This window comes from Baaleninema simplex PCC 7105 (genome assembly GCF_000332355.1).
GTDB lineage: Bacteria > Cyanobacteriota > Cyanobacteriia > Cyanobacteriales > Geitlerinemataceae > Baaleninema > Baaleninema simplex.
Window position 1 is genome coordinate 749,849 of sequence record NZ_KB235958.1, and the last position, 14,527, is coordinate 764,375.

Sequence of the window (14,527 nt, forward strand, 5' to 3'; positions counted from 1 at the left end):
TTGGGGGGATGGTTGGGGGTATGGTTGGGGGGATAGAGGGGCTTGTCTGACTGGGTAAAACCAGTGTTTGAGTCCTCGACTCCGCTCGGACTCAACGCTGAGCGAAGTCGAAGCGAGCGAAGTCGAAGCGAGCGAAGTCGAAGCGAGCGAAGTCGAAGCGAGCGAAGTCGAAGCGAGCGAAGTCGAAGCGAGCGAAGTCGAAGCGAGCGAAGTCGAAGCGAGCGGAGTCGAAGCGTTGAGATTTGGATTCCGTATTAGACTATAGCAGTCTCAAATCAGTTGTCATAGATTAAGACACCATAAAAAGACCTAAAACCTTTATTTCTGTTCCCTGTTTATCTACAGTTTATTACACAGTCTATTTAGGATTGCTATGCTATTTTGAATTTCTAAATAACGAGGATATATAGCAGTCCCAAATGGGTCGTCAAAAATTAAAACACCCGAAAAAATATGATTCCCCGTTCCCCGTTCCCCGTTCCCGATTCCCTTTTTGTCTCAATTTTGTTACACAACTGATTTAGGGTTGCTGGGAGAGGATGTCAAATACCATCGTCTGTGTTGATGTGGGTATACAAATCCAGACGTGCGATCGCCGACCGACAATCCGCGATCGCTAAAATTGAAAGGTCGATCGTCTCGATCGCCCTTCGAGACGACGTTATGCCAAACGAGCGATCGCTCGAAATTCCCCACTGATACGGTTTGTCACTCGCTCTGACCCGTTCTCACGCCGTTTGAATATTTTTACTTGACTTCGAGTGCGCTCTAACTTGTACCTTGCAGATATGGAACCGGAACTCACGATTCAGCAGGTTGCAGAAGCCACCGGACTCAGCGTCCACACGCTGCGGTATTACGAACGGTGCGATCTCATCGCCCCCATTCGCCGCCTCGCCAACGGACATCGTCGATATTCGACCCGAGACATCCGTTGGATCGAGTTTTTGAACCGCTTGCGACTGACGGGAATGCCGATCCGTCAAATGCAGCAGTACGCAGCGTTGATGCAACAGTCCCCCGACGAAACAGCTCAGGAACGACGGCAACTCCTCGAGGCACATCGGGAGGTGATGGTGGCGCAAATTCAACAACTGCAAGAAAATCTCGCTGTTATCGACTGGAAAATCCAACATTACGGGGAACTAGAGGCGAAAGCTAAAGCCAGCGGTTTGTTTCCCCCAGAGGACACTCAAACCAACGGGCAAATTTTGCCGAGTCGTCGATCTTCCAACCGCCTCTAACCCCCCGACAGTACGACAGCTATTTCACAGAAATCGAAAAGAGGTATCAAATCGTGAAAACGCGAAAATTAGGTCGAAATCTCACCGTTTCGGCTATCGGACTCGGCTGCATGGGAATGTCTGAGTTTTACAGCGGACGGGACGAAAGCGAAGCGATCGCCACTTTACATCGCGCCTTGGATTTGGGGGTGAACTTTCTCGACACCGCCGATATGTACGGCCCCTTTACCAACGAAAAACTCGTCGGACGAGCGATCGCCGATCGCCGCGATCGCGTGGTACTGGCGACGAAATTCGGTATCGTTCGCGGTGCAGACGGCTCCTTTGTCGGCGTCAACGGAAAACCCGAATACGTGCGCCAATGTTGCGAAGCCTCGTTGCAGCGGTTGGGGGTTGAAACCATCGATCTGTACTACCAACACCGCATCGATCCCAGCGTTCCCATCGAAGACACCATCGGAGCGATGGCGGAACTGGTTCGAGAAGGAAAAGTGCGCCATCTCGGCATTTCCGAAGCTGCTCCTGCCACGATTCGCCGCGCTCACGCCGTTCACCCGATTGCGGCACTGCAAACGGAATATTCCCTTTGGAGTCGGGAACCCGAGGAGGAAATTTTACCGACGGTACGGGAATTAGGCATCGGTTTTGTAGCGTACAGTCCCCTCGGACGCGGCTTTTTAACCGGAGCCTTTCAAAGTCCCGACGATTTCGCTCCAGACGATTACCGACGGTTATCGCCTCGCTTCCAAGGGGAGAACTTTACCAAAAACCTGGAATTAGTCGAACGAGTTCAGCAAATCGCTGGCGATAAAGGGGTCGCTCCCGCTCAACTGGCGATCGCCTGGCTGTTGTCGCGAGGAGACGATATCGTACCGATTCCGGGAACGAAGCGATCGAAGTATCTCGAGGAAAACGCCGCTGCTGTCGATGTCGAACTCACGTCAGAGGAGTTGGCACAAATTGAAGCGGTAATGCCGCAAGGTGTCGCCATCGGCGATCGCTATCCCGATATGACATTGGTAAACCGGTGACTGGCCTCGATCGGGACTCTAGAGTGAAGTCCTCGCTCGAATTCTAACAGTTACCGGAATTGCGGAAGTCTGGCGTGTGAGGAGCCGTTGGTGTGGGGCGATCGCGCGATCGCCCCACACCGATAAACCCAACGAGAGCTAGATGGCTTCGTGGTTTTTTTCGCCCGTCCGAATACGAACGATGGTTTCGACAGGGGAGACGAAAATTTTCCCGTCACCGATTTCGCCAGTTCGAGCCGCCGCCGAAAGCTTGTCTACCACCATGTCCACGCGATCGTCTTCCACAACGATTTCGAGTTTGAGCTTTTGTAAAAACTCAACCGTGTATTCCGAGCCGCGATACCGCTCGGTTTGGCCTTTCTGGCGACCGAACCCCCGCACTTCAGAGACGGTCATTCCCACAATACCCGCGTTTACCAAAGCAATTTTGACTTCGTCGAGCTTAAACGGTCGAATAATGGCTTCTACCTTTTTCACGCCAAAAACTCCTTATGATTATCAAGCTAGTCCTGCGTCAGCATGGCTTTTTATTACCACTGACAACCTGGCATATTTTGTAACAGATTATACGTCTACTGTGGGAACGGCGATGCAGCGAGGGCATCTCTACCGGGAAATTTCCCTATAATTCCAGGGTTGCCAGTCCCAAATACCTCAATCCATCGGGGGTTACGTCGAAGCGACAGGGTAAAACTTCGACACCCATCTCGACGGCTTGGCGAAGTAACTGGCCGTACTGGGGATCGGCATCGTCTCCGGGTGAAAAGCGATCGCAGTCGCCTCGGTTGATAAAGTACAACATCACACAGCGGGCGTCTTCGGCGTCTACGAGGGCGGTTAACTCCCGCAAATGCTTCTGTCCCCGTTCGGTGACGGTATCGGGGAACAACGCCAAGCTGTCTTTGGCCCAGGTGGTGTTCTTGATTTCTACGTAAATGGGTTTCTCCGCGTCGCCGCCAGAAAGTAGGAAGTCGATACGGCTTTTTTGGTCGGTTCCGTAGCGGACTTCGCTGCGAACTGACTCGTAATTTCCCAATTCGGGGATTTGGTGGTTTTCTAAAACCGTTTTCATCACCCGATTGGGTAAGGCGGTGTTAATCCCCACCCAGGTACGCCTGTCGTCGCGCATTTGAATCGTTTCCCAGGTAAAGGGATATTTGCGTTTGGCGTTGTCGCTGTAGGACAGCATGACGGGGGAGGCGGGATCGCAAACGCCGGTCATCGGCCCGGTGTTGGGACAGTGGGCGGTGACGATCTCGCCGTTGACGAGTTCGACATCGGCGAGAAAGCGTTTGTAGCGGCGAACTAGGGTTCCTGAATACAGGGGGGGATAGCGATAGACGAAATCGGCGGTCATGAGGAAATGTTTTGAGGTTTTGGGGACGCGGCGATCGCCTCTAAACAGTCTGAAATCGGGCGCGATCGCAAGGGCGACCCGACCTGAATTGTACAAAGATGTGACGGTCTTGCGGTTAAATATTTGGGAACACCTCGCACCTTTATATCGTTTGTGGCTGAACCCAATAAAACTGCTCGATCTCTGGCGTCTATTGCGGGTATCGTCGCCGCCGCCACCTTAATTAGTAAAGTGTTCGGCTTGATTCGCCAACAGGCAATCGCAGCCGCGTTTGGCGTCGGCCCGGCGGTGGACGCCTATAACTATGCCTACGTCATCCCCGGTTTCTTGTTAGTTCTCCTCGGGGGCATTAACGGCCCGTTTCACAGTGCGATCGTCAGCGTCGTCGCCAAACGGGACAAAAAAGATGCCGTTCCCCTCATCGAAACCATGACCACCCTCGTCGGTGGCGTGTTGTTGTTGGTAACGATCGCCCTCGTAATTTTCGCCAGTCCCCTGGTGGACTTAGTGGCACCGGGATTATCGGGGACGGAGGTGGGTCAGCAAATTCGCGAAATCGCGATCGATCAGTTTCGCATCATGGCACCGATGGCGTTGCTGGCGGGACTCATCGGCATTGGCTTCGGCACCTTGAACGCCGCCGATATGTATTGGTTGCCCTCCATTAGTCCTTTATTTTCCAGCGTTGCCCTCCTGGGGGGTTTGGGCTTTCTCGCCTTGTATCTAGGGGAAAACATCACCGACCCCCGCTATGCCACCCTCGGCGGCATGGTGTTGGCGTGGGGAACTCTCCTCGGGGCAGTGTTGCAGTGGTTGGTGCAGGTGGTAGTGCAGTGGCGGGAAGGGTTGGGAACCCTACGGCTGCGGTTCGAGTTTTGGCGTCCCGGCGTGCGCGAGGTGATGAAAGTGATGGGGCCGGCGACGTTTTCCTCGGGAATGATGCAAATTAACGTTTATACGGATTTGTGGTTTGCTTCGTTCATTCCCCAAACCGCCTCGGCCTTGGGATATGCGGGGCTGTTGGTACAGACACCCTTGGGGATTCTCTCCAATGCGATTTTAGTGCCGATGCTGCCGATTTTTTCGCGGTTGTCCGACCCGCAACATTGGGGAGAGTTAAAGTTGCGAATTCGCCAGGGCTTGATTTTAACGGCGTTGTCGATGTTGCCGTTGGGGGCGTTGATGGTGGCGTTGGCGATGCCCATCGTGCAGGTGGTTTACGAACGATATGCGTTCGATCGCGCGGCGTCGGAGTTCGTGGCGGCGATTTTGATGGCGTATGGATTGGGAATGTTCGTGTATTTGGGGCGCGATGTGTTGGTGCGAGTGTTTTACGCCCTCGGCGACGGCGATACGCCGTTTCGCGTCAGTATGGTGAATATTTTCCTCAATGCCTTGTTGGACTATTTGTTTATTAATTGGTTTGGTGCGCCGGGGTTGGTGTTGGCGACGGTGGGGGTCAATATTATTTCGATGGTGGCATTGTTGGTGTTGCTCGATCGTAAGATTAACGGCATTCCCTGGCGCGAATGGGCGACTCCGGTGGTGTGGCTGACGCTGTTGAGTGTGGTGTCGGGGTTTGCCGGTTGGGGCGCGTTTGCGCTGATGCAACGGTCGGTTGTGGAACCGGGGTTTTTGTTGTTGTTGTTGGAGTTGGCGATCGCGGGTTTTGTGGGATTGGGACTGTTCGGTTTGGTGGTGACGCGGATGGGACTTCCCGAGGTGGATTTGTTCGTCCGTCGCATTCGTCAGAAGTTGGGGCGGTGAGAGCTGCTAAGATGGTTGAATTGTCCGTTTTATTTTTTCCTCGATCGCGTTTGAATTTAGATCTTTTCACCATGAACGATTCTTTAAAAGCCGTTGAGTTATTTGCCGGAATTGGCGGATTTAGACTGGCGTGCGATCGATTGGGAATTGAAACGGTGTGGGCAAACGATATCGACGCCAACGCCGCTAAGGTTTACAGGAAAAAGTCCCATCTATCGAACTTTGTCAAGGGGGATATTTGGCAGTTTCTCGATGAGATTCCCCCTCACGATTTGCTGACGGCGGGATTTCCCTGTCAACCGTTTTCCAGTGCAGGTAAAAAACTCGGGATTTGCGATCCGCGAGGGACGTTATTCGAGGCAATTGTCAAAATTTTGAAATGGCGACAACCTCAATATTTCGTCCTCGAAAATGTCAAACGCCTGTTATCGATGCAAGGCGGCTCTCATTTTGCTGCGATTCTCGATTCCCTTTCTCGGTTGGGGTATCTCGTGGAATGGCGGCTTTTGAACGCTGCCAATTTTTGCTTGCCGCAAAATCGAGAACGAATTGTGATTGTGGGAACGCCAAATTCTTCACGAATTGTTTCTCACCTTGCTACTTCAGAAGATTTTACAGGGGTATCGATCGAAAAATCGGCGGCTCTGGCAAACTTCTCCTTTTGGAATCCTATTGAAAGCCATACTAAAAAATTCAAGGCCTGGGGAATGGCTAAAAACGGAAAGTTTTACGACCTCGATTTATCGATATTTTCTGAAGCTCAGCCATTAGTGAAATTAGCGGAGATTTTAGAAGCCAATCCCGAGGCGAGTTTTGATTTTACTGAAGACACTTTAGAACGACTCAAATCGAGTGTTTTCGTCAATAAGTTAATTAACGGCGTTCGAGTCTTGTACAACCAAAAAGGCGGCTCTAGAATGGGCTATACTATTTATGGAATTGATGGTTTAGCACCGACACTGACTTCAACTACGAGCCGTCATTACGAACGATACCAAGTGGGCGATCGCTATCGTCGGTTAACGAATATCGAGTACGCTCGGATACAGGGGTTTCCAGACGATCGTTGCGATTGCTTATCGGTTTACAATCAATACAGTTTGTACGGTAATGCGTTTCCGCCGCAAATGGCATCTTGGGTGATTCGTAAGTTAATTCGAGAGGAGTCGATCGACTTCTCTGAAACCTCTCAACAACTCAGCTTTCTGCTTTTGCGACGATACGAACCTTTTCGAGAACCCATTCCCGAATTAAGTCGGTGGAATTGAGATTTCTCGACCCCTTCAAGTTGGTTTTCAAACTCTGTGAGATCGTGAGTCTCCCAAAATTCGGCTAATTCTTGAATCGAGTCAGTTTGGGGAATCGTTTCGCGATTCATGGGTTCCTCCATTCGGCGTGATGACGTGCCATTGGTTCGAGATAGGTCGATTTTACTCAGCTTTTGGGTCGGGCTTATACGGAATCCGAATCTCAAACACGGGTTTGCCCCAGTCAGACAAGCCCCTCTCTGTGTCCTCTGTGTCTCTGTGGTGAAGACTTCTTAAAACCCAGCTTATCGGAAAAGGATGGAGTATTACTGGAGGCGTCTCGGGTTGGGTGGTAACGCGGATGGGACTTCCCGAGGTAGGAAATAGTTAAGTTTTTATGACAGTCCGGCGATCGCCCGTTGTGCGGTGGTAAAGTCAAAATATCTGAAAGTCTATTCAGATGTCGATCGCATTTAGGAAAAAGTGCCATGACCACGGTTACACAAATGAAATGCGCCTGCGAGTCTTGCTTGTGCGTCGTAGACACGGATAAAGCCGTCGAGAAAGACGGTCAGTACTATTGCAGCGAAGCTTGCGCGAACGGACATCCCGACGGAAGCGGTTGCGGACACCAGGGTTGCACCTGCCACGCTTAAGTTTGGTTCGCCTCCCCTCTCGCGAGAGGGGAGGGGAGGATTTCATAATTCAAGACTGTACGGAAAGTTTAATTTTAGACTCGGAATACCAACATAACGTTGATTTTGGATTAAGCTACACTAGACTTTACTCGACTTCTTCACAAAATCAACAAATGTCAATGAGGGGTTTAAAATTATGACCGAGTTTAACCCGCCTGACCAAATCCTGAAAAATAGCGATTTGAATCTCAGTGCTTTGTCTGAAATATTTTCTCATCGAACTACGTCTTACAAATATCTATTTTTTATTTCATGGCTGGATATTCTAAAATTCAAAAAATTCGATGTAGATATTCAAATTCTTTTTCGAGATATCGTAGTCGAAATATTGGTCAATTCATGGCTGCCTTACAAAAAATATAACTTATATTTTGGAAAACAAGATAAGATCGCAAATCAACTTGACAGCTTAGCTATCTCGAACGCAGAGATAGAAAGACAGAAGAACTGCCAGGGGTCGATCGAAGAGAATTTACGATCGATAATAGCAAGCCAGGATTTATCAGATATTGTAAAATACTTAAAGCGTTACGTTCCGTTTCGCTTGATTTCACCGTTTTTAAAAGAAAAGCTAGAGGGGATTGATATCGACCACGGCGTCGATCGAGAAATCCCGAGAATTTCTATTGAAGAATTCGATCGACTCAAACCCCTTTACTGTTTCGATATCCCCGACTCCCGAAAATTCACAGCGATTATCGTACATCCGGATTGGGCGACGTATATCCAAAATAATTATTCGATCGTTCGCAACTGGGCATCCTGGGAATGGCTTCAATATATGCAAAGCTGTAATCCAAAAGTGGATGTTACGCCTCAAAAGCTCTTTTGGGATAAAACATAAAAGGCACTCAAAGGATGACTAAAATCACTTTAGACGTTCCCAACGAACTGGCAAAAAAACTCGTAGAAGCGGGCGATCGCTTACCCGAACGCTTGTCCTAAGTTTGCAACAACCTCCTATCTCGGGTCACGTCTATCGATATATTCTCGACTTCTTAGCGAATCAACCAACCTCTGAAGAAATTGCAGCCTTTCGTCCAATGCCGGAGATGCAAGAACGCTTAAAAACATTACTTGATCGTGAAAAATCAGGAGTTATAGCGGCTGCTGAAAAGCAAGAACTCGATGCTTGAATCGAGTATTTAGGATTATACTAAACTCAGGACATTTATTTACTGTATTCAATAAAATTTATGTCTTGATAGGCATTATTTCAATTATTTATCTTGTAAATATACCATTTTTCTCTGGCTTCTTGATTAGTGAACTTTAATCCTATTTGAGTAAGTTCCTGAATAGTGACTATCTTTTGGTCAATCTTATCAATTTGTATACTCTCAATTTGAGTTTTTATGCATTTATAACTTTGATTACATACCAAATAAACTGTGTCGCCAATTGATAAATTACCATAGTGAATTTCTACGCCAGCAACTTGTTTATTTGAAAACCACTTAATAACTTGTCCTAACTTTATATTCGGATTTATTTCCTCTTTCTTGCTAAGAATGTTGTAAACTACCAACTCTACCATTGCTTTGCATAAAGATTCTATTAAATTGCATAGCTCAACTAAACCGTCCACATCTAAAATATCACTTGGATTTCCATGTGCAGCACTATTACGATAATCGATAAATATTTTTAGCTTATTTTCTAAAGTAGTATCATCACTTAAGCTATTTATAAAATCACGAACATATCTATTATTTTCAATCCACTGCCAAGAATCATTTATACCAGAATTTTTAAATAATTCCCCTAAAGGTTGTTTTCGCAAGTTTTCGTTTCGTTTAAAAAAAGCATCTGGAAGTAATTCATACCCCTCTGTATTTGTAACACCTTGAAATAGTCCTCTGATTATTTTATATGTTAATAGAGTCCTATGCTTGGGTTGACAAAGAAGCCGACCAACCCCTTCTCGATGAGTTTCCTGAATTTTATTATCTAGATCCTGATACTCAGTGACTAAGCTAGGTAGTAGTAAGAGCCATTCTGAAATTAATTTTTCTACAAAATTTTCATAAATTGCATAAATTCGTGTAACTGTAGAACAATGATTATAAACTCTCCAATATTTTGAATCAGCAGGGAGTTCTTCGACTAGCTTTTTTAGATACTTATCTGTTTGAGCTAGTTCTTTAGATCTTCTAAGCTTAGAACTAAAAGCAAGTTTTTGTAGACTATCGTTAGTCCTTGCCATAGCTCTGATAACCTTGATATTTAATTGTAAATCTTGCAACAGAGAATCAAACATTATTAATTCATGTTAATCAAAAAACATTTCCAACTAAGATTGCAAATGTTCTCAATTAAGAGTTCTTGTCAGCATACTTTCAAATATATTAATTCTTTCTTTTATAAATTGACGAGTATCTTTACCCCCCCCTGTAAAAATATGAGAACTATCACTATCTTGATTAAAAAGTTGGCGAGTTTCTTCAATTAGCCTATCTCTTCTCTGCAAAAGAAGATCGCGATTTTCTAGACGCTTACTTAAGCTAACCATCACTACATCATAATAAGCTTTGTAAAACCTTTTTTTCCACTTAGAATTTTGTGGTGCAAATGGAGGTTTAAATGGATTATTTCCATATAGTTGAGTTGCTAAGTCTATTGTCTCTATAAAAATATCACCTAAAGATTTTACTTCATCTTCTGACAAACTATTGGTCTTAGTCATATAGAGGGTCAAAAAACTTTTGAGATTTCCTGTAAAATGCTCTATCGACCGAAGTGCAAAAAAACGCAAAACTAATTCAACATCTTCCATCTTTTTATAAACGCTACTACTCTCTTTGTCCTGCTCGTCTATTCCTAGAGCTTGCATAAAAAGAGGATTTTCGGATAGTTGAATTAATAAACTATTGAATTTACCCTGATATAAGCAGTTTCTTACTTCTTGAGCACTAAGATCGACTCCCCCAGTGTTAATTCGCTCAAATGTAATTTGTTTCAAAAACATTGCTCGTTCTGGATCGGACGTAGATTCAGTAATAATGACAATTGAAGAGATTGCTCGCCGATCGATTCCAGCACGAATTTTTTGTGGTAATTCTTCATAGCATTTACCATTAAGCTCTGGCCAAAGTTCCAGACCTTCTAATCTTAACTTATTACTATAAAATTCGTGGATAGCAGTTATGCGCTGCTGCCCATCCATTACTTCATATAAATCGATATCAACTTCATATAAAATAATTGGAGGAATGGGTATATTTACGAGAAAAGACTCAATTAATCTAGACTTCTTAATTTCACTCCAACGCTTCCTTCTTTGGTAGGCAGGCTGCAACTTAATTCTAGTTTCTCCTGTGCTTCGTAGAGATTGAACAAAGTTAGGAAGCTTTTCACGATTAATCTCTGTTAAAATACGGCATTCCTGAGAGTCGTATTTTTCAAGAATATCAAGCTCTGATGCCGCTTTTCCTTGTGTCTGCCTTTCTGATTTTTGCCATATTTTTTGCTCAGCCGCTAACAAATTCATGATTTTACTTTGTTTGATATATGTATTTGCTTAGTTTGGTTCTCTTGGAATTGCTGTGTAACTTGGTCAGGACTTACGCAGTTGAACCTGGGTCTTCGGAGTTTGTGGTTATAAATGTATACCATAATACAAAAAATTGAAAATTCGAGAGCCAAAACCCTTGAAATCTCGTGAAGTTAGTTTTTCTGTCACCCTAAACTCCGAAGAGCCTTGAACCTTCAAAGTACTGTTTTGCCGTGGAGGGTATTTACTACAATCCGGCATCGGTGCGCGGCTTTTGTGCTTCTGTCCACCTAGGCTTCAAGTATATTCCATTTTTTGAAGTGCGTAACTCCTGTTGTTTTTTTGCGACACCAACACCCTTGTAGGAAAAGCCGTTTTCGACCCTATGCCAATGATTTTGGAAGGTTATAAGCTGTACTTATAACCTTAACTCTAACAGACCCCTTAGTTTTTTTCACTTAGTTATCATATCGAACATCTATCTAAGTTTCAAGCCCTATTCCGGGGATTGCAGGATTGGGTGAAGCTTGTCGTCTACGATCGCTCGAAATGACAACTGACGAACCCGCCATCGCCGCCAAACGAGATCGTCTGCAAACCCTCCTCCAGCAGCAAATCCCCCATCTCCTCGTCAACGGCGATTTAGACAACCGCCTCGCGGGAAACCTCCACATCTGCGTTCCCGGTATTCCCAACAGTGCCGTCATTGCGCGAGTTCGCGATCGCCTGGCTATCTCCACGGGTTCCGCCTGTTCTTCCGGTGTCGAAACCCCCTCCCACGTTCTGAGAGCGATCGAACTCCCAGAAGATGCGATCGAAGGCGCACTGGGGTCTTCGGAGTTTGTGGTTATAAATGTATAGCATGATACAAAAAATTGAAGATTCGAGAGCCAAAACCCTTGAAATCTCGTGAAGTTAGTTTTTCTGTCACCCTAAACTCCGAAGAGCCGGCGCTGCGAATCGGTATCGGAAAATTTACCACCGACGACGAGATCGATCGCGCTGCCGAAATCCTCGTTCGAGAAATCTCCGAAATGCGATCGCTCACAGGCGGATAAAAGATATATCACTATATTTAAAATAGGAGTGCGAGGCGAAGGAGCCAGACAAACAATGGTTAAAGTAACGATCGATCTTCCAGACCATCTCGCCGAACAACTTTCGGATATGGGCGATCGCTTACCCGAACGGCTTGCCCTGAGTTTACAACAACCCCCGATTCCCGCTCGGGTCTATCGCTATATTCTCGACTTTTTAGCGAGTCAACCGACCCTTGAAGAAATCGCCAATTTTTGCCAGACTCCCGAGATGCAAGAACGCTTAAAAACATTACTCGAACGCGATCGATCGGGGGCAATTTCGGCGGCTGAAAAGCAAGAACTCGATGAATACGAACGAATCGAGCATTTAGTGATTCTGTTAAAAGCTGGAAATTTACCCGATGTAACTCAAGCGTAATGAGTGACGACTCGATTTCTAAAATCCTGCGAAATCGCGTTAAAGAAAGAGCAAAGTATTGTTGCGAATATTGCTTGTATCCGAACAGTCTATCCTTTTCTCCTCACGAAATAGACTACGTTATCGCAAAAAAACATGGCGGGTCGAGTAATTTTGCGAATCTCGCACTCTCTTGTTGGAGATGTAACCGTCAGCAGGGAAGCGATTTCGTTTCATTCGATACTCAAACTGGGGAATTTAACTTTTTATACAATCCGCGAATTCAAAAGTGGATGGAACATTTTCAAAAAACGAAAACTTTGAAATTGTCGGTTTGTCTCCGAAAGGTTACACCACCGTACAATTACTTCAATTCAATACCCTCGAACGTATCGTAGAGCGACGACGAATTGGCGATCGATTTTTGGACAACTCAACTTAGATAGTGAACGCAGAGAGCAAACGTGGGCGATCGCGATCGCCAGAGACCGATCGAATACGGGAAACTCGCTAAGATCGAGAGAGGGACAAACCCAGACTCGCCGGGTTAACCCCCTCCTCCCATAGCATCAAGCAAACTTTTCCACCAGGGCGAAAACGAGGTTGACACTTAAATAACCGACCAGGGCGACCAAAAATACAAACAGCCCAATGCTAAACACAGATCTGAGTTTTTCCATGAGAGAAACTTGTCCTCGAAACGAAATATCCGAACCTTGTCCCGGTGGAACGAGCCAATTTCTAAAACCGCCCGAACCGCGATCGCAATATGAACATTGTAGAATCTCTCAAAATGGCAGGTCAAACCCTCGTCGCGAACAAGCTGCGAAGTAGTTTGACCATGTTAGGTATCATCATCGGTAACGCCTCCGTCATCGCCACTATCGGCGTCGGACAAGGGGCCCAGCGATTCGTCACCGAACAGGTGTCTTCCCTCGGAACCAACCTGCTGTTTATCCTCCCCGGAAGCCCTGAAGCCCAAAGTCGCCCCGTCTACTCCCCCCAAACCCTCGTCTGGGAAGACGCCAAAGCCATCGCCGAACAGATTCCCTCGGTGTCCAAAGTCGCCCCGCAACTCAACAGCAGCGAATTGGTATCTTACCGCAACCGAAACGTCTCGGCGTTGATTTACGGAACCACCCCCGAACTGCTTAGCGTGAGAGATTTCGATGTCGCACAAGGGCGATTTATCAACGATCTCGACGTGAAACGCAACCAACAAATCGTCGCCATCGGTTCGGAAATGGCGGAACGATTGTTCGGCGAAACTAACCCCATCGGCGAACCCATTCGCATCAAAAACGCTACGTTTACCGTCGTGGGTGTCATGCAACCCAAAGGTTCGACCTTCGGAACCAACCTCGACGAAACAGTTTTCGTTCCCGTAACAACGATGGCGAATCGCATCGTCGGACAAACTTCACCTTACGGCTTGACGGTAACGTTTATTAACGTCAGTATCGAAGACGAAAGCCAGATGAACGCGGCGAAGTTTCAAATAGAAAATTTACTGCGGTTGCGTCACAAAATTACCGACGAAGACGATTTTACCGTTCGCAGTCAAAAAGATTTACAAGAAACCACCAGTGCGATTACCGGGGCGTTGACGACACTATTAGCGGCGGTGGCGAGTATTTCCCTGCTGGTGGGGGGAATCGGGATTATGAACATCATGTTAGTGTCGGTGACAGAACGAACCCAAGAAATTGGCTTGCGAAAAGCTGTAGGAGCGTCTCAAACCGATATTTTGATGCAGTTTACCATCGAGGCGGTTTTATTATCGGTGATGGGTGGATTTGTGGGAACCGGAATCGGGGTTTCGGGCATCTTATTAATTAGTCAGTTCACTACCTTTCAAGCTGGGTTGTCGTTGACGGCGATCGTCCTTGCGACAGGCGTTTCCGGTGGTATAGGACTGGTTTTCGGGGTGCTTCCCGCTCGACGAGCGGCGAAACTCGATCCGATCGTGGCGTTGAGAACGGTGTGATCGATCGTTTAACGACGCTGATGTAAAAGGTGCGTGATGCGGTAATACTGCATTAATTTGGCTTCGTCCAGATTGGGTGCATCCCAATCTTGCAAGACTCAGTCTGAGAATTGATGGTTCAGGTAGGCACATCGGTGCTTTAGCACTTGTTGCACGTTGTCTTCGTGCCACTGAGCCCCTGAAATCTTAACCCGTCGCCCAATTTGCTTGACCGTTGACTCAATCTCACCCGAGCCAATTGAAATACCCTCAGCTTGGTAGTAGCT

The 14,527-nt window shown here is 46.7% G+C and carries 18 protein-coding genes and 1 pseudogene; 14 read left to right on the forward strand and 5 right to left on the reverse strand.

The window, feature by feature from the left end; genetic code table 11:
- The first annotated feature begins 67 nt into the window (after window positions 1-67).
- The 4 genes from GEI7105_RS0105255 to GEI7105_RS0105270 all read left to right on the forward strand — a co-directional run bounded on the left by GEI7105_RS0105255 (window position 68) and on the right by GEI7105_RS0105270 (window position 2,275).
- Window positions 68-265, forward strand: coding sequence for a hypothetical protein (locus GEI7105_RS0105255; RefSeq protein WP_017659439.1), 198 nt, complete (start codon window positions 68-70; stop codon window positions 263-265).
- 299 nt (window positions 266-564) lie between these two features.
- On the forward strand, window positions 565-699 hold the full coding sequence (locus tag GEI7105_RS40345) for a hypothetical protein (RefSeq protein WP_017659440.1): 135 nt from the start codon (window positions 565-567) through the stop codon (window positions 697-699).
- Between the two features lie 89 nt (window positions 700-788).
- The gene (locus GEI7105_RS0105265) at window positions 789-1,244 is read left to right on the forward strand and encodes a MerR family transcriptional regulator (protein ID WP_017659441.1); all 456 of its coding nucleotides are present in this window, start codon (window positions 789-791) and stop codon (window positions 1,242-1,244) included.
- 53 nt (window positions 1,245-1,297) lie between these two features.
- Window positions 1,298-2,275, forward strand: a complete 978-nt coding sequence (locus GEI7105_RS0105270) for an aldo/keto reductase (RefSeq protein WP_017659442.1) — start codon at window positions 1,298-1,300, stop codon at window positions 2,273-2,275.
- A 138-nt stretch (window positions 2,276-2,413) separates the two neighbouring features.
- Here the strand turns inward: GEI7105_RS0105270 and GEI7105_RS0105275 are convergent, their stop codons facing one another.
- A complete protein-coding gene (locus GEI7105_RS0105275) occupies window positions 2,414-2,752 on the reverse strand; it encodes a P-II family nitrogen regulator (RefSeq protein WP_017659443.1) in 339 nt (112 codons plus the stop codon).
- A gap of 145 nt (window positions 2,753-2,897) precedes the next feature.
- Window positions 2,898-3,632: a DNA/RNA nuclease SfsA gene (sfsA, locus tag GEI7105_RS0105280; protein ID WP_017659444.1), complete on the reverse strand. Its 735-nt coding sequence runs from the start codon at window positions 3,630-3,632 to the stop codon at window positions 2,898-2,900.
- A 153-nt stretch (window positions 3,633-3,785) separates the two neighbouring features.
- Between sfsA and murJ the strand changes: the two genes are divergently transcribed.
- The 5 genes from murJ (at window position 3,786) to GEI7105_RS29145 (ending at window position 8,480) form a co-directional block, all read left to right on the forward strand.
- Complete coding sequence (murJ, locus tag GEI7105_RS0105285; protein ID WP_017659445.1) at window positions 3,786-5,399, forward strand: murein biosynthesis integral membrane protein MurJ; 1,614 nt, start codon at window positions 3,786-3,788, stop codon at window positions 5,397-5,399.
- A 71-nt stretch (window positions 5,400-5,470) separates the two neighbouring features.
- Window positions 5,471-6,667 (forward strand): DNA cytosine methyltransferase, encoded by a 1,197-nt coding sequence (locus tag GEI7105_RS0105290; RefSeq protein WP_144053676.1) that lies wholly within the window; start codon window positions 5,471-5,473, stop codon window positions 6,665-6,667.
- Window positions 6,668-7,134: 467 nt separating this feature from the next.
- Entirely contained in the window at window positions 7,135-7,302 is a 168-nt protein-coding gene (locus GEI7105_RS34445; protein ID WP_071591973.1) for a metallothionein, read from the forward strand.
- A gap of 178 nt (window positions 7,303-7,480) precedes the next feature.
- Window positions 7,481-8,188, forward strand: a complete 708-nt coding sequence (locus GEI7105_RS29140) for a hypothetical protein (protein ID WP_017659447.1) — start codon at window positions 7,481-7,483, stop codon at window positions 8,186-8,188.
- Window positions 8,189-8,291: 103 nt separating this feature from the next.
- A complete protein-coding gene (locus GEI7105_RS29145; protein ID WP_017659448.1) occupies window positions 8,292-8,480 on the forward strand; it encodes a hypothetical protein in 189 nt (62 codons plus the stop codon).
- Window positions 8,481-8,560: 80 nt separating this feature from the next.
- On the opposite strand, the gene GEI7105_RS0105305 is transcribed toward GEI7105_RS29145, so the two are convergent.
- Window positions 8,561-9,604, reverse strand: coding sequence for an MAE_28990/MAE_18760 family HEPN-like nuclease (locus GEI7105_RS0105305; protein ID WP_017659449.1), 1,044 nt, complete (start codon window positions 9,602-9,604; stop codon window positions 8,561-8,563).
- Window positions 9,605-9,655: 51 nt separating this feature from the next.
- Window positions 9,656-10,834, reverse strand: a complete 1,179-nt coding sequence (locus GEI7105_RS0105310; protein ID WP_017659450.1) for a DUF262 domain-containing protein — start codon at window positions 10,832-10,834, stop codon at window positions 9,656-9,658.
- 552 nt (window positions 10,835-11,386) lie between these two features.
- Here GEI7105_RS0105310 and GEI7105_RS29150 point away from each other — a divergent pair.
- The 5 genes from GEI7105_RS29150 (at window position 11,387) to GEI7105_RS0105340 (ending at window position 14,261) form a co-directional block, all read left to right on the forward strand.
- The gene (locus GEI7105_RS29150) at window positions 11,387-11,698 is read left to right on the forward strand and encodes a hypothetical protein (RefSeq protein ID WP_017659451.1); all 312 of its coding nucleotides are present in this window, start codon (window positions 11,387-11,389) and stop codon (window positions 11,696-11,698) included.
- A gap of 38 nt (window positions 11,699-11,736) precedes the next feature.
- Entirely contained in the window at window positions 11,737-11,895 is a 159-nt protein-coding gene (locus GEI7105_RS36745; RefSeq protein WP_017659452.1) for a hypothetical protein, read from the forward strand.
- 55 nt (window positions 11,896-11,950) lie between these two features.
- A complete protein-coding gene (locus tag GEI7105_RS0105325; RefSeq protein WP_017659453.1) occupies window positions 11,951-12,295 on the forward strand; it encodes a hypothetical protein in 345 nt (114 codons plus the stop codon).
- Complete coding sequence (locus GEI7105_RS29155) at window positions 12,295-12,672, forward strand: HNH endonuclease (protein ID WP_245555373.1); 378 nt, start codon at window positions 12,295-12,297, stop codon at window positions 12,670-12,672. Before GEI7105_RS0105325 ends, GEI7105_RS29155 begins: the two co-directional genes overlap by 1 nt.
- A 371-nt stretch (window positions 12,673-13,043) precedes the next feature.
- The gene (locus tag GEI7105_RS0105340; protein WP_017659456.1) at window positions 13,044-14,261 is read left to right on the forward strand and encodes an ABC transporter permease; all 1,218 of its coding nucleotides are present in this window, start codon (window positions 13,044-13,046) and stop codon (window positions 14,259-14,261) included.
- A gap of 98 nt (window positions 14,262-14,359) precedes the next feature.
- Here GEI7105_RS0105340 and GEI7105_RS36750 read toward each other — a convergent pair.
- Window positions 14,360-14,527, reverse strand: a pseudogene (locus tag GEI7105_RS36750) (ISKra4 family transposase); the annotation flags it as partial.

Bases quoted from the DNA above. Each gene is read 5' to 3' on its own strand.
- GEI7105_RS29155 (WP_245555373.1), top strand. From the start codon at position 12,295: ATGAGTGACGACTCGATTTCTAAAATCCTGCGAAATCGCGTTAAAGAA.
- GEI7105_RS0105340 (WP_017659456.1), top strand. From the start codon at position 13,044: ATGAACATTGTAGAATCTCTCAAAATGGCAGGTCAAACCCTCGTCGCG.
- GEI7105_RS0105310 (WP_017659450.1), bottom strand. From the start codon at position 10,834: ATGAATTTGTTAGCGGCTGAGCAAAAAATATGGCAAAAATCAGAAAGG.
- GEI7105_RS0105305 (WP_017659449.1), bottom strand. From the start codon at position 9,604: ATGTTTGATTCTCTGTTGCAAGATTTACAATTAAATATCAAGGTTATC.
- GEI7105_RS40345 (WP_017659440.1), top strand. From the start codon at position 565: ATGTGGGTATACAAATCCAGACGTGCGATCGCCGACCGACAATCCGCG.
- GEI7105_RS34445 (WP_071591973.1), top strand. From the start codon at position 7,135: ATGACCACGGTTACACAAATGAAATGCGCCTGCGAGTCTTGCTTGTGC.
- GEI7105_RS0105290 (WP_144053676.1), top strand. From the start codon at position 5,471: ATGAACGATTCTTTAAAAGCCGTTGAGTTATTTGCCGGAATTGGCGGA.
- GEI7105_RS0105265 (WP_017659441.1), top strand. From the start codon at position 789: ATGGAACCGGAACTCACGATTCAGCAGGTTGCAGAAGCCACCGGACTC.
- sfsA (WP_017659444.1), bottom strand. From the start codon at position 3,632: ATGACCGCCGATTTCGTCTATCGCTATCCCCCCCTGTATTCAGGAACC.
- GEI7105_RS29150 (WP_017659451.1), top strand. From the start codon at position 11,387: ATGACAACTGACGAACCCGCCATCGCCGCCAAACGAGATCGTCTGCAA.
- GEI7105_RS0105325 (WP_017659453.1), top strand. From the start codon at position 11,951: ATGGTTAAAGTAACGATCGATCTTCCAGACCATCTCGCCGAACAACTT.
- GEI7105_RS29140 (WP_017659447.1), top strand. From the start codon at position 7,481: ATGACCGAGTTTAACCCGCCTGACCAAATCCTGAAAAATAGCGATTTG.